General features: G+C 34.7%; 29 protein-coding genes, 1 pseudogene and 1 riboswitch. Of the genes and pseudogenes, 21 read left to right on the plus strand and 9 right to left on the minus strand.

Annotated elements, in window-relative coordinates; translation table 11 throughout:
- Positions 1-157: 157 nt before the first annotated feature.
- Positions 158-201: riboswitch (PreQ1 riboswitch) on the plus strand.
- Between the two features lie 93 nt (positions 202-294).
- The 4 genes from queC to queF are packed head-to-tail and all read left to right on the plus strand — an operon-like array spanning position 295 to position 2,673.
- Complete coding sequence (gene queC, locus ACXVYO_RS05100) at positions 295-957, plus strand: 7-cyano-7-deazaguanine synthase QueC (protein WP_000711596.1); 663 nt, start codon at positions 295-297, stop codon at positions 955-957.
- Entirely contained in the window at positions 957-1,448 is a 492-nt protein-coding gene (gene queD, locus ACXVYO_RS05105) for a 6-carboxytetrahydropterin synthase QueD (protein ID WP_000368410.1), read from the plus strand. Before queC ends, queD begins: the two co-directional genes overlap by 1 nt.
- Positions 1,441-2,157 carry a 7-carboxy-7-deazaguanine synthase QueE gene (queE, locus tag ACXVYO_RS05110; RefSeq protein ID WP_073517446.1) on the plus strand — a complete coding sequence of 239 codons (717 nt, stop codon included), beginning with the start codon at positions 1,441-1,443 and terminating at the stop codon, positions 2,155-2,157. Before queD ends, queE begins: the two co-directional genes overlap by 8 nt.
- Before the next feature lie 18 nt (positions 2,158-2,175).
- The gene (gene queF, locus ACXVYO_RS05115) at positions 2,176-2,673 is read left to right on the plus strand and encodes a preQ(1) synthase (protein ID WP_000918895.1); all 498 of its coding nucleotides are present in this window, start codon (positions 2,176-2,178) and stop codon (positions 2,671-2,673) included.
- Between the two features lie 55 nt (positions 2,674-2,728).
- On the opposite strand, the gene ACXVYO_RS05120 is transcribed toward queF, so the two are convergent.
- Positions 2,729-2,914, minus strand: coding sequence for a YkvS family protein (locus ACXVYO_RS05120; protein WP_001165081.1), 186 nt, complete (start codon positions 2,912-2,914; stop codon positions 2,729-2,731).
- A 263-nt stretch (positions 2,915-3,177) separates the two neighbouring features.
- Between ACXVYO_RS05120 and ACXVYO_RS05125 the strand changes: the two genes are divergently transcribed.
- Both ACXVYO_RS05125 and ACXVYO_RS05130 read left to right on the plus strand, forming a co-directional pair.
- Positions 3,178-3,333, plus strand: coding sequence for a hypothetical protein (locus ACXVYO_RS05125; RefSeq protein WP_458466253.1), 156 nt, complete (start codon positions 3,178-3,180; stop codon positions 3,331-3,333).
- A gap of 88 nt (positions 3,334-3,421) precedes the next feature.
- A complete protein-coding gene (locus ACXVYO_RS05130) occupies positions 3,422-4,024 on the plus strand; it encodes a histidine phosphatase family protein (RefSeq protein ID WP_458466187.1) in 603 nt (200 codons plus the stop codon).
- A 35-nt stretch (positions 4,025-4,059) separates the two neighbouring features.
- Here the strand turns inward: ACXVYO_RS05130 and ACXVYO_RS05135 are convergent, their stop codons facing one another.
- The gene (locus ACXVYO_RS05135; protein WP_458466188.1) at positions 4,060-4,638 is read right to left on the minus strand and encodes a GNAT family N-acetyltransferase; all 579 of its coding nucleotides are present in this window, start codon (positions 4,636-4,638) and stop codon (positions 4,060-4,062) included.
- A gap of 244 nt (positions 4,639-4,882) precedes the next feature.
- Between ACXVYO_RS05135 and ACXVYO_RS05140 the strand changes: the two genes are divergently transcribed.
- The 12 genes and pseudogenes from ACXVYO_RS05140 (at position 4,883) to ACXVYO_RS05195 (ending at position 14,742) form a co-directional block, all read left to right on the plus strand.
- Positions 4,883-5,077: an abortive phage infection protein gene (locus tag ACXVYO_RS05140; protein WP_073517441.1), complete on the plus strand. Its 195-nt coding sequence runs from the start codon at positions 4,883-4,885 to the stop codon at positions 5,075-5,077.
- 26 nt (positions 5,078-5,103) lie between these two features.
- Positions 5,104-5,421, plus strand: coding sequence for a hypothetical protein (locus ACXVYO_RS05145; protein WP_088029065.1), 318 nt, complete (start codon positions 5,104-5,106; stop codon positions 5,419-5,421).
- A gap of 476 nt (positions 5,422-5,897) precedes the next feature.
- Complete coding sequence (nrdI, locus tag ACXVYO_RS05150) at positions 5,898-6,257, plus strand: class Ib ribonucleoside-diphosphate reductase assembly flavoprotein NrdI (protein WP_000634376.1); 360 nt, start codon at positions 5,898-5,900, stop codon at positions 6,255-6,257.
- Positions 6,244-7,371: pseudogene (locus tag ACXVYO_RS05155) on the plus strand (ribonucleotide reductase N-terminal alpha domain-containing protein); the annotation flags it as partial. The gene nrdI and the pseudogene ACXVYO_RS05155, both read left to right, overlap by 14 nt.
- A 382-nt stretch (positions 7,372-7,753) precedes the next feature.
- Positions 7,754-8,704, plus strand: coding sequence for a ribonucleotide reductase (locus ACXVYO_RS05160; protein WP_306472068.1), 951 nt, complete (start codon positions 7,754-7,756; stop codon positions 8,702-8,704).
- A gap of 93 nt (positions 8,705-8,797) precedes the next feature.
- On the plus strand, positions 8,798-9,766 hold the full coding sequence (nrdF, locus tag ACXVYO_RS05165; protein WP_001203019.1) for a class 1b ribonucleoside-diphosphate reductase subunit beta: 969 nt from the start codon (positions 8,798-8,800) through the stop codon (positions 9,764-9,766).
- Between the two features lie 216 nt (positions 9,767-9,982).
- A complete protein-coding gene (locus tag ACXVYO_RS05170) occupies positions 9,983-10,363 on the plus strand; it encodes a GntR family transcriptional regulator (RefSeq protein ID WP_000687513.1) in 381 nt (126 codons plus the stop codon).
- Entirely contained in the window at positions 10,360-11,058 is a 699-nt protein-coding gene (locus ACXVYO_RS05175; RefSeq protein ID WP_458466189.1) for an ABC transporter ATP-binding protein, read from the plus strand. Before ACXVYO_RS05170 ends, ACXVYO_RS05175 begins: the two co-directional genes overlap by 4 nt.
- Positions 11,055-11,843 (plus strand): ABC transporter permease, encoded by a 789-nt coding sequence (locus ACXVYO_RS05180; protein ID WP_458466190.1) that lies wholly within the window; start codon positions 11,055-11,057, stop codon positions 11,841-11,843. The genes ACXVYO_RS05175 and ACXVYO_RS05180 overlap by 4 nt, the downstream gene beginning before the upstream one ends.
- A gap of 14 nt (positions 11,844-11,857) precedes the next feature.
- Positions 11,858-12,760: an ABC transporter ATP-binding protein gene (locus ACXVYO_RS05185; RefSeq protein ID WP_458466192.1), complete on the plus strand. Its 903-nt coding sequence runs from the start codon at positions 11,858-11,860 to the stop codon at positions 12,758-12,760.
- Positions 12,760-13,536 (plus strand): ABC transporter permease, encoded by a 777-nt coding sequence (locus ACXVYO_RS05190; RefSeq protein ID WP_458466194.1) that lies wholly within the window; start codon positions 12,760-12,762, stop codon positions 13,534-13,536. The genes ACXVYO_RS05185 and ACXVYO_RS05190 overlap by 1 nt, the downstream gene beginning before the upstream one ends.
- Positions 13,537-13,728: 192 nt before the next feature.
- Positions 13,729-14,742, plus strand: a complete 1,014-nt coding sequence (locus tag ACXVYO_RS05195) for a CPBP family glutamic-type intramembrane protease (protein ID WP_458466195.1) — start codon at positions 13,729-13,731, stop codon at positions 14,740-14,742.
- A 28-nt stretch (positions 14,743-14,770) separates the two neighbouring features.
- Here ACXVYO_RS05195 and ACXVYO_RS05200 read toward each other — a convergent pair whose 3' ends face one another.
- Both ACXVYO_RS05200 and ACXVYO_RS05205 read right to left on the minus strand, forming a co-directional pair.
- Positions 14,771-14,953, minus strand: coding sequence for a DUF3913 family protein (locus ACXVYO_RS05200; RefSeq protein WP_000707104.1), 183 nt, complete (start codon positions 14,951-14,953; stop codon positions 14,771-14,773).
- 100 nt (positions 14,954-15,053) lie between these two features.
- Complete coding sequence (locus ACXVYO_RS05205) at positions 15,054-15,506, minus strand: Lrp/AsnC family transcriptional regulator (protein WP_001175498.1); 453 nt, start codon at positions 15,504-15,506, stop codon at positions 15,054-15,056.
- A 63-nt stretch (positions 15,507-15,569) separates the two neighbouring features.
- On the opposite strand from ACXVYO_RS05205, the gene ACXVYO_RS05210 reads away from it, so the two are divergent.
- Positions 15,570-16,085: a carboxymuconolactone decarboxylase family protein gene (locus ACXVYO_RS05210; protein ID WP_458466196.1), complete on the plus strand. Its 516-nt coding sequence runs from the start codon at positions 15,570-15,572 to the stop codon at positions 16,083-16,085.
- Positions 16,086-16,243: 158 nt separating this feature from the next.
- Positions 16,244-16,642, plus strand: coding sequence for an SseB family protein (locus tag ACXVYO_RS05215; RefSeq protein WP_458466197.1), 399 nt, complete (start codon positions 16,244-16,246; stop codon positions 16,640-16,642).
- 27 nt (positions 16,643-16,669) lie between these two features.
- On the opposite strand, the gene ACXVYO_RS05220 is transcribed toward ACXVYO_RS05215, so the two are convergent.
- Complete coding sequence (locus ACXVYO_RS05220) at positions 16,670-17,590, minus strand: S66 peptidase family protein (RefSeq protein ID WP_458466198.1); 921 nt, start codon at positions 17,588-17,590, stop codon at positions 16,670-16,672.
- Between the two features lie 115 nt (positions 17,591-17,705).
- Between ACXVYO_RS05220 and ACXVYO_RS05225 the strand changes: the two genes are divergently transcribed.
- Positions 17,706-18,800 (plus strand): NAD(P)H-dependent flavin oxidoreductase, encoded by a 1,095-nt coding sequence (locus ACXVYO_RS05225; protein WP_458466199.1) that lies wholly within the window; start codon positions 17,706-17,708, stop codon positions 18,798-18,800.
- Positions 18,801-18,817: 17 nt separating this feature from the next.
- On the opposite strand, the gene dltD is transcribed toward ACXVYO_RS05225, so the two are convergent.
- The 4 genes from dltD to dltA form a co-directional block, all read right to left on the minus strand.
- Positions 18,818-19,993, minus strand: a complete 1,176-nt coding sequence (gene dltD / locus ACXVYO_RS05230) for a D-alanyl-lipoteichoic acid biosynthesis protein DltD (RefSeq protein WP_458466200.1) — start codon at positions 19,991-19,993, stop codon at positions 18,818-18,820.
- Entirely contained in the window at positions 19,990-20,229 is a 240-nt protein-coding gene (gene dltC / locus ACXVYO_RS05235; RefSeq protein ID WP_000807310.1) for a D-alanine--poly(phosphoribitol) ligase subunit DltC, read from the minus strand. The genes dltD and dltC overlap by 4 nt, the downstream gene beginning before the upstream one ends.
- A 68-nt stretch (positions 20,230-20,297) precedes the next feature.
- Positions 20,298-21,464 (minus strand): D-alanyl-lipoteichoic acid biosynthesis protein DltB, encoded by a 1,167-nt coding sequence (gene dltB / locus ACXVYO_RS05240; protein WP_000127945.1) that lies wholly within the window; start codon positions 21,462-21,464, stop codon positions 20,298-20,300.
- Positions 21,461-22,975, minus strand: coding sequence for a D-alanine--poly(phosphoribitol) ligase subunit DltA (gene dltA / locus ACXVYO_RS05245; protein ID WP_458466201.1), 1,515 nt, complete (start codon positions 22,973-22,975; stop codon positions 21,461-21,463). The genes dltB and dltA overlap by 4 nt, the downstream gene beginning before the upstream one ends.
- Between the last annotated feature and the right edge of the window lie 7 nt (positions 22,976-22,982).

Here is a 22,982-nt window from a genome sequence, read left to right on the forward strand (position 1 = left end):
TCAGTAGGATGCCTCCTCTCTTCTCACATTAAATTAATCATACTATAAAATGAAAGAAATGAAATGAGAAATGGCGGAAAAGTCAGAAATTTTTTCTGTTAGTATACAATATGTTACAATAAGCTTTGTCAATGAAAGAAGGAATTCCGTGCATTGCACGGGAGAGGTTCGCGAACTCCCTCTATAAAAAACTATGGAAACAACAATATCTTTAGGTATTGTTTTGTTTTTTTATTGTGACAGTTCAAGAACGTTCTTTCTTCTTATTCGTAGTAGAGAAGGAGAATGAGTGAAATGAAAAAAGAAAAGGCAGTTGTTGTTTTTAGTGGAGGACAAGATAGTACGACATGTTTATTTTGGGCAATAGAGCAGTTTGCAGAAGTAGAGGCTGTAACGTTTAATTACAATCAACGTCATAAGCTAGAAATTGATTGTGCAGCGGAAATTGCAAAAGAGCTAGGAATTAAACATACGGTACTAGATATGAGTCTATTAAATCAACTTGCTCCAAATGCGTTAACGAGAACGGATATGGAGATTACACATGAAGAAGGTGAATTACCATCGACGTTTGTAGATGGACGAAATTTACTATTCTTATCATTTGCTGCTGTATTAGCAAAACAAGTTGGAGCACGTCATATTGTAACGGGTGTATGTGAAACTGATTTTAGTGGTTATCCAGATTGCCGTGACGTGTTTGTGAAATCGTTAAACGTTACTTTAAATTTATCCATGGATTATCCGTTCGTAATTCATACACCACTGATGTGGATTGATAAAGCGGAAACATGGAAATTATCAGATGAACTTGGAGCATTCGAGTTTGTTCGAGAAAAAACATTAACATGTTATAACGGAATCATTGGTGATGGTTGCGGTGAATGTCCAGCATGTCAACTTCGTAAAGCAGGATTAGATACGTACCTACAAGAGCGCGAAGGAGCGAGTAACTAATGGATAACTTCTTTGGATTTCGCATCGTAGAAAATTTGCAAAAAATGGACAAGGATATTCAGCGTAAGCAGCTTAAATATCATAATAAAAGAGTAATGGTCAGCAAGGAATTTACATTTGATGCAGCACACCATTTACACTGTTATGAAGGGAAATGTAAAAACTTACATGGTCACACATATAAAGTTGTATTTGGTATTAGTGGATATGTGAATGAAATAGGTCTTGCGATTGACTTTGGAGATATAAAAGAAATTTGGAAGAATGAAATAGAAATTTATTTAGACCATCGTTATTTAAACGAAACGTTACCAGCGATGAATACGACTGCTGAAAACATGGTCGTTTGGATTTACGAAAAGATGGCAGAAGCATTAATAAAAGATAATCGTGCGAACGAATATAAAGGAGCTCGCGTTGAATTTGTTCGTCTTTTCGAGACGCCAACTAGTTATGCGGAAGTAAGACGGGAGTGGATGCTCGATGAGTAAAATCCCTGTCTTAGAAATATTTGGTCCGACTATTCAAGGTGAAGGAATGGTTGTGGGACAAAAAACGATGTTTATCCGTACAGCAGGTTGTGATTATAGCTGTGCATGGTGTGATTCTGCTTTTACGTGGGATGGATCGGCTAAGGATCAAATTAGACAGATGACAGCAGAGGACGTTTGGAACGAGCTTGTAGAAATTGGTGGCGAAAATTTTTCTCATGTTACGATTTCAGGTGGAAATCCAGCATTGTTGAAAAATATTGAGTTTCTTCTTTCTATATTAAAAGAGAATGGAATGCGGACGGCAATCGAAACACAAGGGAGTAAATGGCAAGATTGGTTACTTCAAATTGATGAGATAACGATTTCTCCAAAACCACCAAGCTCGACAATGAATACTGATTTTCAGAAGTTAGATGCTGTTATTCAGAAACTAGCAGGAAAAGATATTAGTTTAAAGGTAGTAGTGTTTGACGACTATGACTTTGAGTATGCAGTTAAGATGCACGAACGTTATCCAGATGTACCATTTTTCTTACAAGTAGGGAATGATGATACAAAAACAGTGGATGATGCGATGCTGATTAAAAAATTATTAGATAAGTATGAGTGGCTTATTGATAAAGCTGTAAATTGTAAAGAGATGAATGATGCAAAAGTATTGCCACAGCTTCATGCGTTAGTATGGGGAAATAAACGCGGAGTATAATGAGAAGGGATGTTTAAAATGGCAGGAAGATTAGATGAAGATTTAAAAGATGTAACGTTACTAGGAAATCAAAATACAAAATATTTATTTGAATATAGCCCAGAAATTTTAGAGGTATTTGATAATAATCATCCAAACCGTGATTATTTTGTGAAATTTAATTGCCCTGAATTTACAAGCCTATGTCCGAAAACAGGCCAACCAGATTTTGCAACAATTTATATTAGCTACATTCCAGAACAAAGAATGGTAGAGAGTAAATCTTTAAAGCTATATTTATTTAGTTTCCGCAATCACGGTGACTTTCACGAAGATTGCATGAACGTTATTATGAATGATTTAATTAAATTAATGGATCCGCGTTACATTGAGGTATGGGGTAAATTCACACCACGTGGAGGGATTTCAATTGATCCTTACTGCAACTACGGTCGCCCAGGAACGAAATATGAACAAATGGCAGACTACCGCATGATGAATCATGATCTATATCCAGAAACAATTGATAATCGTTAATATATGATAGAAAGAAAGGATCTGTATGTTATACAGATCCTTTCTTTCTATTATATTATGCATTTTGATTAATGACAGTATAGTTTTTATGACTTACAACTGTAAGAGGTTCCATATCTAGTTCTCTAAAATTTTCCATAATTGTTATATCTACAATAACGGAATTTTGATTTACTTTTTGAACACGGCCTTGCATTCCACCTTTAAATTCAATGATATCTCCAGTTTCTGCGATCTGCATAAGCAACTCTCCTTGTTACAGTTTTCCAAAAAAAGAATAATTTTGGGTTTTTTTATTTCCTCTTATTTTGAACCATATTGTCCAGTTTGTAAATGTTTCCAAAGTAAAAATTCGAAAAATATTCACATTTTGTAAGAAAATATGTAAGAACTCCATATTAATAGAAAAAAAGAACGATTTAAATGTGGACATCTTTATATAGGGGTATAATAAAAAATATACAATAACCTACTAAAGTAGGAGAAATTAGAGGCGGTAAAATGATGTTTGAATTTGTGGGGAGTGTTATAGCATTAATTTTATTTGTATTTTCTTATATAAATTTAAAAAAGATTCGTCATCATGAAACGACTACATATTTTGATGGGATGGATGGTATACATGCTGGGGTCACAAATGAGAGTGGCGGGGATATGTAAAGGGGTATAACTTTCTTTTTTTGCGTGGTATGATATTAAAAAATAGTACATAATAGAGTTCGTAAGTGATGAATGGAGAGTGGAAAGAATGAAGATTTCTTTTATTCGTCATGGTCGCTTAGATCGTACTATAGAACCAATGACGGTTACATCCTTTCATGAATGGATGAAAGGATATGACTTACATATTACAACAGAACAAGCACCTATACCAATGGAAACAAAGGAAGCGGTTGAAGCAGCAAAATTGATTGTAACGAGTGATCAAAGGTGTGCTGTACAGTCAGCAGCTGAATTAATGGATTCTTTATCCTTTATGCAAAATTCTCTTTTTAGGGAAGCTGAAGTTCCGACGAGTTTTTATGCTCCGAAATGGTTGAAATTTAAACCTAACGTATGGATGTTTATCGGACGAACAGTATGGATACTTGGTTACCATAAAGATGTTGAGTCTTATAAGGAAGTAAGAGAGAGGGCAAGGCAAGCGGCCTACTTATTACATCGTTACGCTCTCATACACGGAAGTATTGCTCTTATAGGTCATAATTACATGAATGCAATGGTTGGTGCGGAACTGAGAGCGATGGGATGGTCTGGTTCTCCTATTTTACATAGGAAGCCATGGGGATGTACAACCTATACATTCCACGAAGCGATGGATGGTAATGCATTAAATACAAATTTAACATAAAAGCACACGATTTATATAAATCGTGTGCTTTCTTTTTAAGATATAGAAACTTTGATGTTTAATGTTTTTACAAGATGTGCATAAGGTTCGCCTACGAGCATAACGATTTGATCTTTTTTATAACCTAGCTTCTCGTATAGTGAATAGGCACGTTTGTTTTCTAAGTTAACAAGTAATGCGATTTTTTTATACACTTTTTCAGTTGCATGGATTTCAGCAGCTTCAATTAATTTAGAACCAATGCCTTTTCCCCCATATGCACTTGAAACTGATAATGTATCAATGTAATATTCATCAAGTTCAGCTTCTTTTTCTAACGTAATCGATTCATCTTTATGTAATTCTCTTAAGTAATGTACAATTGGTGTATCAAGCGTTGTTGCTTCACTACCGTGATAAGCGACAATAACCCCAACTGCATCCCCGTCTTGTTCATATACAAAACAGTTTTCGTAGCTCAGTCGATTTCTCTCTTTTGAGAACCATGTTTCAAGTCCTAGTAATACTTCTGTCTCAACTGTGCTACCAGTGATTTTTTCAGCAATTTCGTGCAGAGCGTTATACAATAAAGGCGCTACCAGCTTCGCATCTGTCTTTTTTGCTTTCCGAATCATAGTATCCCTCCTAGTTCTATTTGTATATTGTAGCATAGTGGTATGGAACTTTGCATAATTGGATGTCGAAATGTTTGATATAGAGAAGTAGCTATGTTAGTATATGATATTTAGTGGACATATAGTAAAATGATATCGTTTGCAAATAATGAAAATGAAATGAAGGTATAGCATCTGGATAATTTTACAGTTGTTGACCTAAAGAATATACGATAAAATAAAATATTGCATAGAGGTGAAATACATGGATGAGCAATTAGCAAATACAATTTTGGATCAGCTGAAAAATGGTGAAATAAAGGAGTATGTTGTAACGAAAGATGTATTTTATACGTTTAGGAAAGTTGTAGTAGGGCGTGAAGATTTTAAACATATTATTGGGAACGCGCAGCGCGGCGGACAAGTAATTTATACATATTCAGAAACGCCACGTTCGTAACTAGAAGAATATAGGGGAGGAGAATTATGGGCGATTTTAAACAAGGCATATTACCGCATTGGGATTATATGTGGAAAGACAGAGCCGGCAATAGGTTTATGGGGATGGTTATGTACCCAGAGAAACGAAAGTGTTCGGAAAAAATGCTTCGAAAAATAAAAAGAGCATATGAAGAGGCTATAGAAATTAAAGTAACTGTACAAGTTCAACATACATATCAGTACGTAGAAGGAATGATTGTGTACTTTGATGAAGAAGCTCCTGTATGTACAATGATTGATAAAGATGAAAATCCACATCATATATTTGTAAAAGATATTTTGCGCATTGAGCACTCTGAATAATCTTTTCATAAATAAGTTGAATTTCCATAATAATAATCTTTTTCTATAATAGTTATCTTTTAGTATGTAACGCGAGCCAAAAGTATATGTATAATATTTAATAAAGTAAAATTGATAAATGTAATCGTTTGTTAGAACAGATTATCGTTTCATGTCTGTTCTTTTTTGCGTGATGCTGGAGAAATATATTCCTCCAGCATTTGCCGTTTTATGACAAAATATATTGGTCACTTTTTTAAAAATAAGGTTAAATTCGTTGACAACTTTTTTGAAAAGCACTTTATTGACATGAGTTTTAGAATGTTGTTTCATAGTCATTGTATTAAAAAAAATCGACTGTCTTGTCGAAAAGTAAAATTTAAAAAAAGAAAGAATTTATACATATATCTTGTGTCTTATTTTGAAACGTAATACAATATATAGAGAAAACAAGAATCAACATACAGAGAGTATAGATTGGAGAGGGAGGGTCGGAAATGATAGTTGCATATGATTCAATGACAGGAAACGTGAAGCGTTTCATTCACAAATTAAATATGCCGGCCGTTCAAATTGGTGAAGATCTAGTAATAGATGAAGACTTTGTTTTAATTACGTATACAACAGGTTTTGGCAACGTACCAGAACGTGTTTTAGAATTTTTAGAGCGCAATAATGAAAAATTAAAAGGCGTATCTGCAAGCGGCAATCGTAACTGGGGAGACATGTTCGGTGCAAGTGCTGACAAAATTTCTGCTAAATATGAAGTGCCTATTGTATCAAAATTTGAGTTATCAGGAACAAATAACGATGTAGAATATTTTAAGGAAAGGGTGCGGGAGATTGCGACACATTGAACTGAATAATGAAATCACGCAAATGCAGGACGGTTTTTATCAGCTTCATAAAGATAAAGAGGCATTAGAAGTCTTTATGGAAGAAGCTAGAGAGAATACCGTTCATTTTAATAGCGTGGCAGAGCGAATGGAGTATATGAAAGAACATGATTACTATTACAACGTTCTGGACGAGTATAGCTTGGAGGAAGTAGAAGAAGTATATAACATCGCTTATGGTGAAAACTTCGAGTTCCAATCTTATATGGCAGCATCTAAGTTCTACAAAGATTATGCGTTAAAAACAAATGATCAAAAACAATACTTAGAAAGCTATGAAGATCGTGTAGCAATTGTTTCATTATACTTAGGACGCGGTGATGTTGCGAAGGCAAAACACTTCGCAAGCATGATTGTAAAACAAAACTACCAACCAGCGACACCAACCTTTTTAAATGCGGGACGAAGCAGAAGAGGAGAAATGGTGTCTTGTTTCTTGTTAGAGATGGATGATAGCTTAAATTCAATCGGCTTTAACATTAATACTGCAATGCAATTATCAAAAATCGGCGGGGGAGTAGCTTTAAACTTATCTAAGCTACGCGCACGCGGTGAGCAAATTAAAGGTATCGATAATGCTGCAAGTGGTGTAGTACCTGTTATGAAATTACTTGAAGATTCGTTTTCATATGCGAATCAGCTTGGCCAACGAAAAGGTGCCGGCGCAGTATACTTAAACATTTTCCATTGGGATATTATTGAATTCCTTGATACAAAAAAAATAAATGCCGATGAGAAGAGCCGTATTCAGTCTCTATCAATCGGAATTATCGTTCCAAGTAAGTTCTTTGAGCTTGCTGAGACAAACGAACCTTTCCATGTTTTCGCGCCTTATACGGTGTATAAAGAATATGGCAAGCATCTAGATGATATTGATATCGATGAAATGTACGATGAATTAATGAGCAATCCGAAAGTGAAGAAGAAGCCGCTAGATATTAGTGCACGTGATATGCTTATTAAAATTGCTATGATTCAGCTTGAGTCTGGTTACCCATACTTAATGTTTAAATCAAATGCAAATAACCAACATCCACTGAAGGATATTGGAACTGTGAAGATGTCGAACTTGTGTTAAATATGTAGCACCTTCTAGTAGAAATGCTAGTCGAAAACTCCGTTAAACGGGGAAAGCCTCAAATTTGAGGTAACCTACCGTGCTAAATCTTATCTTAGAATGAAAATATAAAAGTTCAGAATGTATCTTATTATTTTGTATAGCAGAGTTAGGGGACAACATAAAGTAATAAGAGACTTTCTGAAGTATTAAGATAAGTAAAAGCCTAACGACTATCCCTTAGGGGAGTAGAGCGCAAGCGATTGGCGTTCGAAAAGCGGAGCACCTAATCAGGTAATGCTGTAGGTGATGATATAGTCTGTCCTGTATGGTGACATACAGCAGTTGCTTGAGCAACGGACTGAGGAGTAGCGAACTCGGTTGAACATTCGAGACAGAAATCTTCCAGCTTCAAGAAACTTCTGAAATAAATGATTACGGTACAGATGACATTATCCGCCGTGATATTAACTGTAACTTAGGATCGTTAAATATTGTGAATGTAATGGAAAATAAAGAAATTCGTGAAGCAGTGCATGCGGGAATGGAAGCTTTAACAGCTGTTTCTGATATGACAATCATTCCGAATGCACCAACTGTGAAAAAAGCAAATGATGAGCTTCATTCAGTTGGACTTGGCGCAATGAACTTACACGGATATTTATCAAAAAACAAAATCGCATATGAAAGTGCTGAAGCGAAAGAGTTCGCTCGTACATTCTTTATGATGTTAAATTACTACTCTATTGAGAAAAGTATGGAAATCGCTAAAGAAAAAGGCGAAACATTTAAAGACTTCGATAAGTCTGATTATGCAAATGGCACATACTTTGAAAAATACGAAACGACAGATTACAGCCCAGTAACTGAAAAAGTTCAGCAACTATTTGATGGAATTCATATTCCAACAAAAGAAGATTGGACAAGTTTAAAAGAGCAAGTGAAGAAGAATGGATTATATAATTCATACCGTCTTGCTATCGCTCCAACACAATCTATCAGTTACGTTCAAAATGCAACTTCAAGCGTAATGCCGATCGTAAGTCAAATCGAATCAAGAACATATGCGAATGCGACAACATATTATCCAATGCCGTATTTATCAAAAGATACGTTCTGGTACTATAAATCTTCTTACGATATGAATCAGTTTAAATTAATTGATTTAATCGCAGAAATCCAAGAACATATTGACCAAGGAATTAGTACAATTCTTTACGTTAATAGTGATATTTCAACACGTGAATTAGCACGTTACTACATCTATGCACATAAAAAAGGCTTAAAGAGTCTTTATTATACGAGAACACGTAAGTTAAGCGTGGAAGAGTGCGTAGCTTGTACCGTTTAATATAAAAAGTGAGACAGCATGAGCAGGGTTTTCTGAACCCTGCTCATGCTTAGTTATCAATTTTTCATGTTTATTTAGAGAAGGGGCGATTGAATGCGTGCGGTAAACTGGAACAAAAAAGAAGATGATTTTAGTTTAATGTTTTGGAAGCAAAACATCGCTCAGTTTTGGACAGAAGAAGAAATCGCGGTATCTTCTGACAAAAATACTTGGGCACAATTATCAAAAGAAGAGCAGGTTGCTTATAAGCGTGTATTAGGTGGTTTAACACTTTTAGATACGAAACAAGGTGGCGAAGGGATGCCGCTTGTACTTGTTCATCTTGAAAATTTACAAGCGAAAAGTGTATTAGCTTTCATGGGAGCTATGGAAGAAGTACATGCGAAGAGCTACAGTCATATTTTCACAACGCTAGCTACTGAAGAAGAAATTGATGATATTTTTGAATGGGTAGACAATCATCCATTACTTGAGAAAAAAGCTGGTATTGTTACTAGTTACTATCGTCGTTTATTAAAGCCTGAAGTAACGAAAAAAGAATTATACATGGCAATGGTAGCCAGTGTGTTCTTAGAAAGTTACTTATTCTATAGTGGATTCTTCTATCCACTTTACTTAGCAGGTCAAGGTAAATTGACGGCAAGTGGTGAAATTATTAACTTAATAATTCGTGATGAATCAATTCACGGCGTATTCGTCGGTATTTTAGCACAACAACTCTTCGCAGAACTTTCTGCAGAAGATCAACAAGAAGTGCAAAAAGAAACACAAGAGTTATTAATGGAACTATATGAAATTGAAATGGCATACACAGAAGAAATTTACACTTCTATCGGTCTTGTAGAGGATGTAAATCGTTTCGTTCGTTACAATGCGAATAAAGGACTTATGAACTTAGGACTTGAGCCGAAGTTTGAAGAAGAAGAAATTAACCCAATCGTTTTAAATGGTTTACGTACAGATACGAAAAACCATGATTTCTTCTCTGTAAAAGGAAATGGTTACGTAAAAGCGACGAACGTTGAAAAGTTATCTGATGATGACTTCGTGTTTAATTTTTAATATATGATCATAAAGAAAAGCTGTCTTATTCATTGATAAGGCAGCTTTTCTTTATTGTTTTGTTTACATAACACTATTATTTTTGTATAACGATTTCTGTTAAAAAAGTTCTATCCGGCTAATGGATAGAACTTTTTTGTAATTAAATGGGTATTTACAATTCTTTTGTATCGGTGTATTATTTAACTAGTACACCGATACAAAAGGAGGGAAGAAATGAAAATAGAGTTTTCTCCAAATACACCAATTTACATTCAAGTAATGGAATACATAAAAAAAGAAATCGTAACAGGACATTTATTGCCTGGTGATAAAATTCCCTCTGTACGTGAATTAGCGAGTGAATTACAAGTAAATCCAAATACGATTCAGCGTACATTTCAAGAGCTAGAACGGGATGGAGTTGTAGTAACGCGTAGAGGAATGGGACGATATGTAACGAATGAAGGGGAGAAAATTATGGAGCTGCGCAAAGAGATGGCGAAAGAATTACTTCATTCTTTTATAGATGGAATGGACAATTTAGGTTTTTCAGAAGAAGAAATTCTTACAATCCTGCGCTCTTCATTGCATGAGAAGAGGGAGGAGAGCGAATGACAGAGTTATTAAAAATAGAAAACTTATGGAAGAGATACGGATTAAAAGCAGTGATCCGTGAATTAAACATAGAGATTACGGAAGGGAAAATTATAGGACTCGTTGGAGATAATGGGAGCGGGAAAACGACGTTATTGAAAATGATTACCGGTCTGCAGCATTCTTCCGAAGGGATTATTACAATCGCTGGTAAAAAGGTCGGATTAGAAACGAAAGAAATTGTTTCTTTTATGTCGGATAAACCAGTATTTGATGATTGGATGACGGTAAAAGATTCTTTATTTTTCTATCGAGATTTTTATAAAGACTTCGACATTCAAAAAGCGGTAGATACGATTGCGGAATTTAAAATACCGTTAGAAGAAAAAATTACAGCTTTATCAAAAGGTATGGTTGAAAAGCTACAAATTATTTTAACATTTTCGAGGAAAGCGAAGTTGTACGTACTAGATGAACCGCTTGGTGGAATTGATCTTGTTTCTAGAGAACATGTATTAGAACTTATTTTACAGTTTTATCGCGAAGATTGTACGATAATAATCGCGACTCATTTAATAAATGAAGTTGAAAATATTTTTGATGAAGTAATCTTTTTAAAAGATGGAGAAATTGTATTGTATGAAAATGTAGAAGAGTTACGTTTTCAGAGAGGAAAAGCCGTCACAGATGTGTTTAAGGAGGTGTTTAGTAGATGAAGCCGAGCTTAATATACATGTACAATATAAATAAAAAGCAAATAATTATTTCGTTGCTATCATTTATATTCATTATCGCTGTAGCTTTCGTAAGTTTGGGGAATTATATTAAGCAAGAATCAGGAGAAGTAAGACAAACAATTATAGTTAGTTTCGTTATTCTAGTATATATAATCTTCTTAGCAATGATAGTTATTCAGGCAGTGTCTGCATTTGGAAAAATGACTGAAAGCACATTATTTCGGTTAACATCGATATCCGGTAAAAAGATTGTTTTAGCAATATTGTTATACGCTGTAATTTATTTACTTATTTTTGAATTAATAGGTTCTATTTTTTTATATGGTATTTCTATGAAAATAATAAAAGGTACAGAGCTCTATGAAGTATTATTTACTCAAAGTGTATTCAATCCACTAAAGCACCTCTTTAGTACTATGTTATATGTATTTAATTTATCTAGCATATTGCTAGTATTACTTTTTTCAGTAGCAAGCGTTAAAGTGTTTTCTTTAAAAAAGAAGAAGTTAAAATATCCAATGGTATTTTTCTTATTTTTATTAGTAACAAAATTATTAGGTGCTATATATGGAATGTTGGGCGGGCTTGCACCTACTGCGCCTTTAATAACAAAGTTAGTGTATATAGATGAATCATCAGAAGCAAATGTGTTTCTCTATCCAGAAAAACTTATGAATGTATATAGTATTGCTTTTTCAATCGGTATATTTGTTTTACTTGTTTATATAACAGGTCGCATAATTGATAAAAAACTAGAAGTCTAAAGGAGGAATCAACATTGGGAAATGTAGTAGTAAAGTTAGAGAATGTTCGAAAAAAGATTGGTGGAACAGAAATTATCCGCGGTTTATCATTTGAAGTTCGTAAAGGGGAAGTGTACGGGTTTCTTGGACCGAACGGTAGTGGTAAAACGACGACAATTCGTATGATGACAGGTCTTATATCAATGACAGAGGGCGATATTACAATTTGCGGTCATAGTATTCGCACGGAGCGTGAAAAGGCGCTAGAGCAAATTGGGGCGATCGTAGAAAATCCTGAACTATATGATTATATGACTGGAATGCAAAACTTAAAGCATTTTGCGAATATGGCAATTACACCAATTAATAAAGAGCGCATTGTTGAGATTGTAAAGCTTGTTGAATTAGAGCATGCGATTCATAAAAAAGTGAAAACATATTCACTTGGTATGAAACAACGTTTAGGAATTGCACAGGCATTACTTCATCAGCCGAAAATTTTAATTTTAGATGAGCCGACAAATGGATTAGATCCAGCTGGTATTCGTCAAATTCGTGATTATTTACAGCGTTTAGCGAAAGAAGAGAATATTGCCGTAATCGTATCAAGTCACTTATTAAGTGAAATTGAACTCATGTGTGATCGCGTCGTTATTATTAAGCAAGGGGAGTTTGTACAAGAGTACAACTTACATGAACAAGCGAAACATGATGAGACAGTAGTTGTAGCGTTTGAAGTAGATCAAGTACAGAAAGCAAATGAAATCATTAAAGGTAAGGCGCAAGGAAACGTAATTGCAGTATCTGTAATGAAAGAGGAAATTCCACAACTTGTAAAAAGACTTGTGAATGACGATGTGCTTGTATATGGAGTTACTGTTCAAAATAAAACGTTAGAGGATGAGTTCTTAGCGATTACAGGGGGAGTGAAAGCGTAATGTTTAAATTAATTCAAAATGAATTTTTAAAGTTGCATGCGAAAAAAGGTATGTATATTTTAATTGGTGTTATTGCAGTATTGGAGATTTTAGGAGTTTTAGCGATGCTAAAATGGGGAGATGGAAGCGAATTTAAAGGATCATATTTAGATTTTGCAAGTTCAGAGATTGGTTTAATTACTTTGTTTGCAACAATTTTTGGAATTACGATTGCTTCTCGTATGATTACTGATGAGTTCCAAAAAGGTACAATTAAGCAGTTATTAATCCGTCCAAGAAAACGAATTACAGTTTTATTCTCTAAATATATTACAGTGTTACTTACTATAGTATTTATCATATTTGCTAACACGATCATTTCAATGATTATTGGCGGAATTGTAATGGATGGTAGTAAAACAGAATTAACGCTAGGAATCGTAATGAAATCTACTTTATATCAAGTACTTTCACCGTTCTTCTTTGCGACACTTGCATTTTTCTTAGCAAACGTGTTTAGAAAGTCTGTATTACCACTAATTATTACGATGTTCCTCTTCTTCTTACAAGGACCAATTAATATGGTACTGATGATGTTTGCAAAAGGTGTAGCTAAATTTGTAGTGTTTTTCCATTTGAATTTAAGTGTGTACGATAGTAATAAACTAGTAAGTGGTGGAACGGAACCAACATTTACAGAGTTTACATTTACAACTTCATTCTTACTTGTAGCTGCATACTTTGTTGTATTACTTGTAGCATCAAGTGCATTATTCCAAAAACGTGACGTATTATAATAAAAGAAATCCCCGCTTGTAAAAACGGGGATTTTTATTACATAACTTTCTCGTAGATTTCAATGGAAAGAAAAAATAATTACTATATGTTGTTTGAAAGGATTTGAGAAAAATAGGAAAATTTCCAACTATATTCATATTATAATTTGATTATCAGATCATTTATTTTTACTATCTTTGGGGGTGTTCTATATGCACTATGCATTTTCACGTATAAGGCTACGTAGTTTTTTTGGATGGATGATTATAGGGTTGTTCCTTACGATGATCCCATTAGATCTAGCAAATGTTTCTGAGAATACGATGGAAGTTATTTCACAAATAACTTTATTTTTTGTATTTCCGTTATTTTGGTTATACGTAAAAACAAATAAAAATAATGTTGTATTTAACAGTTTTTTTGATAAGCCAGGACGTTTACCGTGGGGATTAATTGTATTAGCAACGATAATGGGAATGATTTTTTCAGTTGGTATATCTCAGATTCAATTTTACATATTAGCACATACGTTACCGAATTTTTTAGTTACTATGTTAGAAGACGGAAATGTTATTAACACGAGTAATGTATATATGACGATATTCACTTTCATTTCAGCATGTGTATTAGCACCTATTATGGAAGAGGTTATTTTTAGGGGCTTCTTTTTACAGCGAATGGCTTATAAATGGGGAATTAAAAAAGCTGTAATCATATCTTCACTTATTTTTGGTTTAGGACATTTTGATGTTATTGGTGCGTTCATGTTTGGTGTTGTAATGTGTCTTTTATATATAAAGACGAAAAATATATGGACGAATATCGCTGTGCACGCTCTAAATAATTTAATTGCAACAAGTATGCAATTTGTCGGTGGAGAAGAGAGCGGTGCAATTTCAATTCCTGAAATACAAGCGCAAAGTAATTTATGGATCGGTATCGGTCTTACAGTTGTTGGTTTACTTTGGTTAACTCCGTATGTCTGGAAGCAATGGCGTACAGTAACAGAAGTTGGTGTGCCGCCGATGCGCTTTATAAATGAGGAAAAAATAGTGAGTGCATTACAAGAAAATGAAGTGTATAGTCAAGTGATTGTAACAGATAGACTGATGGCTGTAGAGCTACCAGATGAAGCAGTAAATAAGCTTCGATTAGAAGAAAATGATTATGTAACAGTATCTGTAGAAGAAGATAAAATCGTTATAAAGAAAGCGCATGAGAGATAACTAAAAAGTAGCTCCTTGGAGCTACTTTTTAATTTGTAATAATTTCTACACGAAAATTATTACCGTTCTTTACATATTTAATATCTGTAACGATACGGACTGTTTTTAAAATCTCAACTTTTTCACCAATTCGAGGGATAGTCGGAACGTTATCCCAAATGCCAAGCAAGTCATCTAATTGTGCCGTTTTTTCATAAAACCAGATTTTCAATGTAAAGCCCCTTTCTCGAACTTTATGTATTTTAATACATAATATATTATTTTTATTCTTAATGTAAGGGGTTTTTATATATTTTATGAATAAAAATAAATTAATCTTCTGGGAAGATATGTTCAATATCAGGAGTAAGAGATACTTCTGATAATACGATATGAGAAACAGTCGTTGCATATGAAGAAACATCATTGATAAATTCTTCAAGTTCAACGAGTGAAGGAACAGAAATTTTTACAATGTAGCATAAGCTCCCTGTTACTCGGTAACAAAAACTTGCAGATGGATAAGACTGAATAAACTGTTGCATACGTGTAGTATCACCATTTTTTAAAGTGATTTCTAAAATACAATCTAAAACAAGTCCTGCTTTTTTATAATCGATATCGATTGTGTACTTTTGAATCACACCCTCACTTTCGAGTTTACGAACACGTTCTGCAGTAGACGGAGCAGATAAGTTTACTCGTTTCGCCAATTCACGCATCGAAAGGCGACTATCATTATATAGTTCATTTAAAATTTTTCGATCAACACGGTCTAGTTGCATTTGTAAATATACCTCCAGTAAAATGATGATTTTTGTAAAGTGAAAATATAAATTAAGATTCATATGAAATGTGAAGTGAACTTTATTTATTTTACAATAAAACAGAAGGAAATAGGAGGGAAAATGATGGAGAGAATTTTATTATCAAATGTAGGAGATACAAAGTTTCAAAAGTTATTAGGGCATAATCCGGACCTATTACATTCATGGAGTATGGTAGAGGATACATTGTATAGTAAAGGAACTCTTTCAGCAGAGTTGAAGGAGCAAGTAAGAAGAACATTAGCGTACGGGAATGAATGTCCGTACTGTATGGCAAAGGGAAGGCCTGATGATATGCAAAAGGTCGAAACAATGAGTGTAGCAGTTACTTTTGCACATACATTTGTTCATGACAAAAAGGCGATAGATGATAATATGTTTCATGTATTGAAAGAATATTGGACGGAAAAAGAAATTGTAGAGCTTTGCGCTTATATTTGTTTTATTACTGCGTCACAACAACTTGGTTTTCTGTTTCAATTACAGCCGAATGAAGGAGAAAATGATGATGAATCAAATAGCACTTATTATAATTGATGTACAAAAGGCGTTTCACCATGAAGAGTTTGCTACGATTGTGACGACAAAAGAAGTATGAAAATTATTTTAAGAAAATAATTGCGAATTATATAGAAAAAAATAAGAATATTTCGTATAATCTAAGTACAATCATTTTGAAATAGGGGTGGCATCATATGGAGCAAATTCCGGTAAAGAGAATAGAAGAAGTACTTGTTATAGCAGGGGACGATAAAAAGAAGCAAAAGGAATTTTATGAATTGCTCTTATCTACTGAGTTTTATGTTGCTGGTTCACTAGAAGCAGAGGACGGGGCAACAGAAGGAATACTTCGTTTGCGTCATTTCCAAGGAGAGGATAGATGGATCGTTCCGTTCTTTACACAAATGGAATTTGTAAAAGATGTGTTGCCAGAAGGAACGCCCCTTATTACGATACGTGGGAAAGAGTTATTTGGTGGCATTGAGAAAGATGCTACAGCAGTATTAAATGTTGGCACTGATATAAGTAAAACATTTATTCCAGAAGAAATTGCAGATATCGCCTCTGGACGAATTTTTAATTATTATAAATAAAAGGAAAAGCGGAATCGCTTTTCCTTTTTAATTTGAAAACGGAGTGGTTACGCCAGAGGAAATAGAGAGTGTTTTATTATCTGTATTTATTGTCGCTGTAGCTCCAAGAGGAATCCCGATGTTTGGGCTTATATGTCCAATCGGTAAACCGAATAGAACAGGTATATGATAGGGTGCGAAATATTCATATAATATTGTTTGTAATGATTGAGATGGTTTAGAAGGAGTGCAGTCGTGACAACTTGTAAAAATAACACCACTACATTCATTAAACTTTCCAGATAAAAGTAGCTGATTTAACATACGGTCAATGCGATACGGTTCCTCCCCAATGTCCTCAAGTAACAAAAGTTTATTCGCCGTATTTATCTCATAGGATGAACCAACTATACTCGTTAATACAGCTAAATTTCCTCCCACTAATGTACCTGTAACTGTACAGGAAGAGGTAGGTACGATACATTCTGAAGCAGATAAGATGGTGGAATACGTATGGAATAGTTGATTGAAAGAAGATAAAGAGAGAGAATCTACACCTTTTCCTAATTCTTCCACCATTGGACCGTGAAAAGTAACGAGCTTTGCATAACGTGAAAAAGCAGTATGTAAAGCTGTAATATCGCTATATCCCCAAAAGATTTTTGGATTTTTCCTAATGATTTCATATTGAATGTGAGGGAGGAGACGAGCACTTCCGTAACCACCTCGTGCACAGAAAATGGCCTTTACTTCATGATTTGAAAATGATTCATGTATATCATCAAGACGAACTTGATCACTTCCAGCTAAATATCCATATTTCTCATAAACACTCTTCCCGATTACTACAGATAAACCCATTTCTTGTAATACGTTTACACCTTTTAATACATTTTCAATTGTTGGTGGGCCGGACGGTGCAATAATCATTACTGTATCACCTTGTTGTAACGCATTTGGATATATCATTGTTTTCAGCCTCCTTCACTTTCAATATATTCGCTTCCTATGAAGTTCAACCCTTGTAAAAGAAGGGGAAAGTTTGTCAAATAAAGAAGATATAAGGGGAATAGGAGGAGAAATGATGTTTACAAGTCGAGTTATAGACACATTACAAATTAAGTATCCAATCATTCAAGCAGGTATGGCAGGTGCAATTACGACGCCTGAGCTTGTTGCAGCTGTAAGTAATAGCGGAGGACTAGGAACGCTTGGAGCAGGCTATATGAGCCCTGAACAAATTCGAGACGCAATTTATAAAATAAGGGAACGAACGGATAAGCCTTTCAGTGTTAATTTACTGTTAACGAAAGAGATACAGATAGAAGAAGAGAGAGTAAACTTGGCAAAGGTATTACTTAGCGGAGTGAATAGAGAATTCGGTATAGAGGAAGAAGAGACGATAAAGCTTCCAAAAAGCTATAAAGAACAATTACAAGTGTTAGTAGAAGAAAACGTACCAGTCGTTAGCTTTGCATTTCAAACGTTAGAAAAAGAAGAAATAGATAACTTGAAAAGAAGAGGAATAAAAGTTATCGGAACAGCTACTCATGTGAAAGAAGCGAGGGTGCTTGCTGAATTAGGAGTAGACATTATTGTCGGTCAAGGTAGCGAGGCAGGAGGGCATAGAGGAACGTTTATCGGGAAAGAACAGGACGCTATGATTGGGACGTTCGCATTAATTCCGCAGTTAGTGGTAGCAGTCCCGCATATCCCAATTGTTGCAGCAGGTGGTGTAATGAACGGACAAGGGCTTGTTGCGGCATTTACACTGGGGGCAGAAGCTGTTCAAATGGGATCAGCCTTTTTAACGAGTGAAGAAAGTATTACGCATGATGTGTATAAAGAAGCAGTTTTACATAGTACAGATACGAGTACAACTGTGACCCGTGCGTTTTCCGGGAAATATGCACGGGGTATTCGTAATGAATTTATAGAGAGACATGAAGGGAAAGAAGAAGGGCTTCCGATGTATCCAGTGCAAAATGTATTAACCTCTAAAATACGCCAAGAAGCAGCAAAACATAATAAAGGAGAATATATGTCGCTTTGGGCAGGACAAGCGTCATCATTAGCACGAATAGAATCAGCTCAGCATGTAGTGGAGCGAGTTATGAAAGAAGCAGAGAACGTCATCGAACAATTAAAAAATATATATATAAAAAGACCACTTGAATAATTCAAGCGGTCTTTTTATTAGTTTGCTTTATAAAATTGTTGGATGGCCTCATCGATATAAACCCAGCCTTTCCAACCTAAGTGCATATGATCTTTTAAGAAGTATTTATCATACTCATGATTTGAGAAGTCGGCAATTGGATACCCAGCTTTCTCAATTTGCTCATGAACTTTCTTGTAGTACAATTCGCGACGTTCTTTCGGGAAGCCAGCATAATCGTACCAAGGACCTTTTACAGGAACAGAAATGAAGAGTGGTTTTGCACCAGATTGTTTTAATAAATCAAGTACAATTTGTAAATCTTCATATTCTGGCGATTGATCATAAGCATCATTTTTTAAGTAGCCTTCACGTTGCTTTAATTTCTTCTTGATTTTGCTGTTGAAGTAATCATCTTCGATACCATATTCGTTAGAACCTGATTCTACTGCACCAGTTTGATCTGCATGTTTACGAGCCTCTTCCCAATTCATTTGTTTTAATGAAGGGTCAAGTTTTTCTTTATGCGGTTTAATATCAAACATTGCTGTAAATAAATCTTTACGATCTAAAATGTTACGATAAATATAAGCGAAAGGTTTAGCGGCAAGTGCTTTTACTTTATGCTTTGTATCATCGTAAACGATACCTTCAAGTGAAATTTTAAGTAAAGTTTCTTTCTTAACGATCTCAAAGTTTAATAAACGTTTTGCAATTTGCTTTTTCATTTCAGGTTTTACATCATCGTTGAAAATGAAGTGGTAACCTTGTTGTTTTGAAAAGTTAGGTGCAAAGTGTGTTTCATCAATACCTTGTGGTACAAACCATTGAGGAGAAAGAACGAATACCATTTTCTTATCCTTCAATTGATCCATTGTAGATGCAAAGTTTAATACATGTACAAGGTCTTGGGTTCCACCGCGTCCAAGTAGGAATGGTGTGAAGCCTTCAGGCTTTACTTTGAAATAGTTTGATGGATGGTAAGCATCCATACGTGCGAATTCCGATGAACCGTACATCGGAAGGTATTTCGGGTCTGCTAACATCTTTTGCTGTAATATCATACTTTGAATCTTTTCTTCTTTTAAAGAAGTGGCAGCTTGTTCTACTTTTTCATCACTTAATAGTGGAAGTAGGAAGCGCGTTGGAATAAGTAAGAATACAGCAAAAAGGGCCAATGCTAAAAGCATCGGACCAAATTTTGCTTTGTTCATCGGATTTCTTCCAACTTCTTAATAACCATGTTTGGTGTAGCCCACTCGTCACGGTCAAAATCAGAAATAGAAACTTCAATATCTAAACGCTCTTGGAATTCAACTAATAAAGATACTACAGCGAAAGAATCAAGAATACCTTCTTCAAATAATTGAACATCTAAGTTTTCTTTCACAATATCGTTTTCACATACTTCTTCTAAAATATCTAATACTTGCTCTTTGAATTCTGCCATTTTTAAAATCTCCTTTATATCCGAAATATATTATATGTGCAACTTCTTATTAGTATAAGAAGGGTGCATTAAAAGTATCTGTTAAGGTGTCCAGAGAAAATTAGGAAACCGAAACATACAACGTGGAACGTAATTACAATCGCAAGGACGTGTGTAAATTTATTGTTCGGCCAAAACTTATGCTTCTTGTTTTTTCGTTCGAAAATATCGAATAAAATAAACAGTGCGGCATGATAAAGACCATAAATAATGTATTGATACACATGCTCACCAGTAATATGCCAAATTCCCATGATGAAAAAGTTCAAAAATGCACCGATATAAGAAATTGTATAACGGTTTTTAATTAACTTTTTCTTCGTTGCAAAAAAGACGAAACGCATGTAAATAAAATCACGGAACCAGAATGATAAACTCATGTGCCAGCGGTTCCAGAAGTCTTTAATATTACGACTAATGAACGGTTTATTAAAGTTTTCTGGCGTTTTAATACCCATCATATAACTCACACCAATTACAAATGAGCTATAACCAGCAAAGTCAAAGAATAAATATAAGCTATAGCTATACATGTAAATCATATTGGATAGGATTGTATCTTGCTGAGCAAATGCCGGATCCATAAAATATTGTTTTATTAAGTAAGCGATAATAAATTTATACAAGAAACCTTGGAAAATACGGTTTAATCCTGTATATAGTAAGTTTTGATACTCCTCAGCGCTAGGTGGCTTTTGAATATCTTTTTGGAATCTGCGGTAACGATCGATAGGTCCCGTTGAAATTGCCGGGAAGAATAAAACGAATTCCCAAAAATTAAAGAAGGAAAGTTCTTTAATTAAGCCATCACGAACCTCAAATACCATTTGTACTGCTCTAAATGTTACATAGGACATTCCTAGAAATACAATAAACTTTAGATCAGGTGCAAACGGTGCGATTTTTGCCAAAATAAGTGGCAAAATCGATAAAATAACAGCTACACAAAAAGTGAGTGTACTATTCTTTTGTTTTCTTAATAATAAATAGCCTTTAATCAAGGCATATTGCCAAATAATAAATGCGGCTAACATAATTGCTTGCTTCGGTTTATCCGAGAAGATAATAGCAAGCATGACTAATGTTAATACGGCATTATATTTACGCAACATTTTACCTTTTAATCCAGCTATGATAGTAGGTATTAATAAAATGCCCACTATAGCGAAAAAATAAAATGATCCATATGCGGTCATGCTGTAACCTCACTCAATAATTTTTTGCGATCTACCTTTCCATTTGGTGTCATTGGAATAGAAGATTGATACATGAATTTACGTGGAATCATGTAGTTTGGTAATCGCTCATTGAGTTCTTTTTTGATTGCAGATGTTAATTTGAATTCTTTTTCAAATGAATGTTCCCCAGGGACAACAACCGCTAATAAATAATCGTATTTCTCACCTTTTTTAATTGGAACGATAACTGCTCCTTCTACGTAAGAACACGCACGAAGGTGATGCTCAATTTCTTCTAATTCCATTCGATAACCATGCAGCTTAATTTGGAAATCAAGACGACCATTATAGAATAGAAGACCATTTTCGACATAGCCAGCATCGCCTGTTTTATAGGCGCGCTCACCGTCAATCATAGTAAATGCTTTTTCTGTTAATTCAGGGCTTCCTAAATATCCAACGCTTACGCTTGGACCGACAATTACAATTTCACCTTTTTCACCATCAGGTGCAATCGTACCATCTTCTTTCATAATAAGAAGGCGGCAGTCTGATTTACAGTAACCAACTGGAAGTGATTTGTATTGATCAAGAACTTCTTCTGTAACGTGAATACCTGTTACAGCGACAGTAGCTTCTGTTGGACCGTACGTATTCATAATTGTTGCTTTAGGGAAACGCTCAATTAATTTTCTAGCCACTTCGTTTGGTAACACTTCACCGCAGAATAAGAATGTTTTCATGTTTGGTAGCATACTCTCAGAGAAAGATGCTTCCATTAAACACATTTCTGCGAAAGATGGTGTTGAAGTCCATACTTGTATATCCGATTGCTCTAAAGAAGCAAACAAGTCTTTTGGACGTGCAATCATATCTTTATCGATTGCCCAAAGTGTACCACCTGTTACTAATGATGGGTAAATATCCATGACAGATAAATCGAATGAGAAAGGTGCTTGGTTTAAGAATACTTGCCCTGTTTGTAAGTTGAAATCTTCTACAGCCCATTTTGTAAAGCTTACAAGGCAGTTATAAGTAATCTGAACCCCTTTCGGATTACCTGTGCTTCCTGAAGTGTAAATAATGTAGAAGTTCTCATCACCTTTTACCGCATGTTCAGGATTTGGAGTGTTCCCTTTATGAGTAAAGAAAATATCTTTTAAGTTATCTTCACTTACAATGCGAACTGGTAAATCAGTTACAGTTACTTCTGTTCCTGATAAAAGTAGTTTCGCACCAGAATTTTCAGCGATACGTTGTACACGATCATCTGGGATAGATAAATCTACAGGAATATAAGCGTGTCCAGCTTTTACACATCCTAAAAAGTTAATAATCATTTCAGGTTGCATATGGCCATACACCATAATTGGTGAACGATCATCTGGATACTCAGAAGAAATCCAATGTGCTAACGCATCAGAATCTTCCTTTAATTGTTTGTACGTAATTTTCGCATCTCGCCAAACAAAAGCAGTTTGATCAGGCGTTTCAATAGCCCACTTTTCAATTTGTTCTAATAACTTCATAACGTTC

This window comes from Bacillus sp. BC08, from assembly GCF_054326875.1.

Coding starts and splice junctions, on each gene's coding strand:
- ACXVYO_RS05130 (WP_458466187.1), top strand. CDS start 3,422: ATGAAGATTTCTTTTATTCGTCATGGTCGCTTAGATCGTACTATAGAA.
- queE (WP_073517446.1), top strand. CDS start 1,441: ATGAGTAAAATCCCTGTCTTAGAAATATTTGGTCCGACTATTCAAGGT.
- ACXVYO_RS05120 (WP_001165081.1), bottom strand. CDS start 2,914: ATGCAGATCGCAGAAACTGGAGATATCATTGAATTTAAAGGTGGAATG.
- queD (WP_000368410.1), top strand. CDS start 957: ATGGATAACTTCTTTGGATTTCGCATCGTAGAAAATTTGCAAAAAATG.
- nrdI (WP_000634376.1), top strand. CDS start 5,898: ATGATAGTTGCATATGATTCAATGACAGGAAACGTGAAGCGTTTCATT.
- ACXVYO_RS05175 (WP_458466189.1), top strand. CDS start 10,360: ATGACAGAGTTATTAAAAATAGAAAACTTATGGAAGAGATACGGATTA.
- queC (WP_000711596.1), top strand. CDS start 295: ATGAAAAAAGAAAAGGCAGTTGTTGTTTTTAGTGGAGGACAAGATAGT.
- ACXVYO_RS05125 (WP_458466253.1), top strand. CDS start 3,178: ATGTTTGAATTTGTGGGGAGTGTTATAGCATTAATTTTATTTGTATTT.
- ACXVYO_RS05205 (WP_001175498.1), bottom strand. CDS start 15,506: ATGCAACTAGACCGTGTTGATCGAAAAATTTTAAATGAACTATATAAT.
- ACXVYO_RS05145 (WP_088029065.1), top strand. CDS start 5,104: ATGGGCGATTTTAAACAAGGCATATTACCGCATTGGGATTATATGTGG.
- dltD (WP_458466200.1), bottom strand. CDS start 19,993: ATGAACAAAGCAAAATTTGGTCCGATGCTTTTAGCATTGGCCCTTTTT.
- ACXVYO_RS05220 (WP_458466198.1), bottom strand. CDS start 17,590: ATGATATATCCAAATGCGTTACAACAAGGTGATACAGTAATGATTATT.
- dltC (WP_000807310.1), bottom strand. CDS start 20,229: ATGGCAGAATTCAAAGAGCAAGTATTAGATATTTTAGAAGAAGTATGT.
- ACXVYO_RS05180 (WP_458466190.1), top strand. CDS start 11,055: ATGAAGCCGAGCTTAATATACATGTACAATATAAATAAAAAGCAAATA.
- ACXVYO_RS05135 (WP_458466188.1), bottom strand. CDS start 4,638: ATGATTCGGAAAGCAAAAAAGACAGATGCGAAGCTGGTAGCGCCTTTA.
- dltA (WP_458466201.1), bottom strand. CDS start 22,975: ATGAAGTTATTAGAACAAATTGAAAAGTGGGCTATTGAAACGCCTGAT.
- dltB (WP_000127945.1), bottom strand. CDS start 21,464: ATGACCGCATATGGATCATTTTATTTTTTCGCTATAGTGGGCATTTTA.
- ACXVYO_RS05215 (WP_458466197.1), top strand. CDS start 16,244: ATGGAGCAAATTCCGGTAAAGAGAATAGAAGAAGTACTTGTTATAGCA.
- queF (WP_000918895.1), top strand. CDS start 2,176: ATGGCAGGAAGATTAGATGAAGATTTAAAAGATGTAACGTTACTAGGA.
- ACXVYO_RS05195 (WP_458466195.1), top strand. CDS start 13,729: ATGCACTATGCATTTTCACGTATAAGGCTACGTAGTTTTTTTGGATGG.
- ACXVYO_RS05140 (WP_073517441.1), top strand. CDS start 4,883: ATGGATGAGCAATTAGCAAATACAATTTTGGATCAGCTGAAAAATGGT.
- ACXVYO_RS05190 (WP_458466194.1), top strand. CDS start 12,760: ATGTTTAAATTAATTCAAAATGAATTTTTAAAGTTGCATGCGAAAAAA.
- ACXVYO_RS05225 (WP_458466199.1), top strand. CDS start 17,706: ATGTTTACAAGTCGAGTTATAGACACATTACAAATTAAGTATCCAATC.
- ACXVYO_RS05210 (WP_458466196.1), top strand. CDS start 15,570: ATGAAATGTGAAGTGAACTTTATTTATTTTACAATAAAACAGAAGGAA.
- nrdF (WP_001203019.1), top strand. CDS start 8,798: ATGCGTGCGGTAAACTGGAACAAAAAAGAAGATGATTTTAGTTTAATG.
- ACXVYO_RS05170 (WP_000687513.1), top strand. CDS start 9,983: ATGAAAATAGAGTTTTCTCCAAATACACCAATTTACATTCAAGTAATG.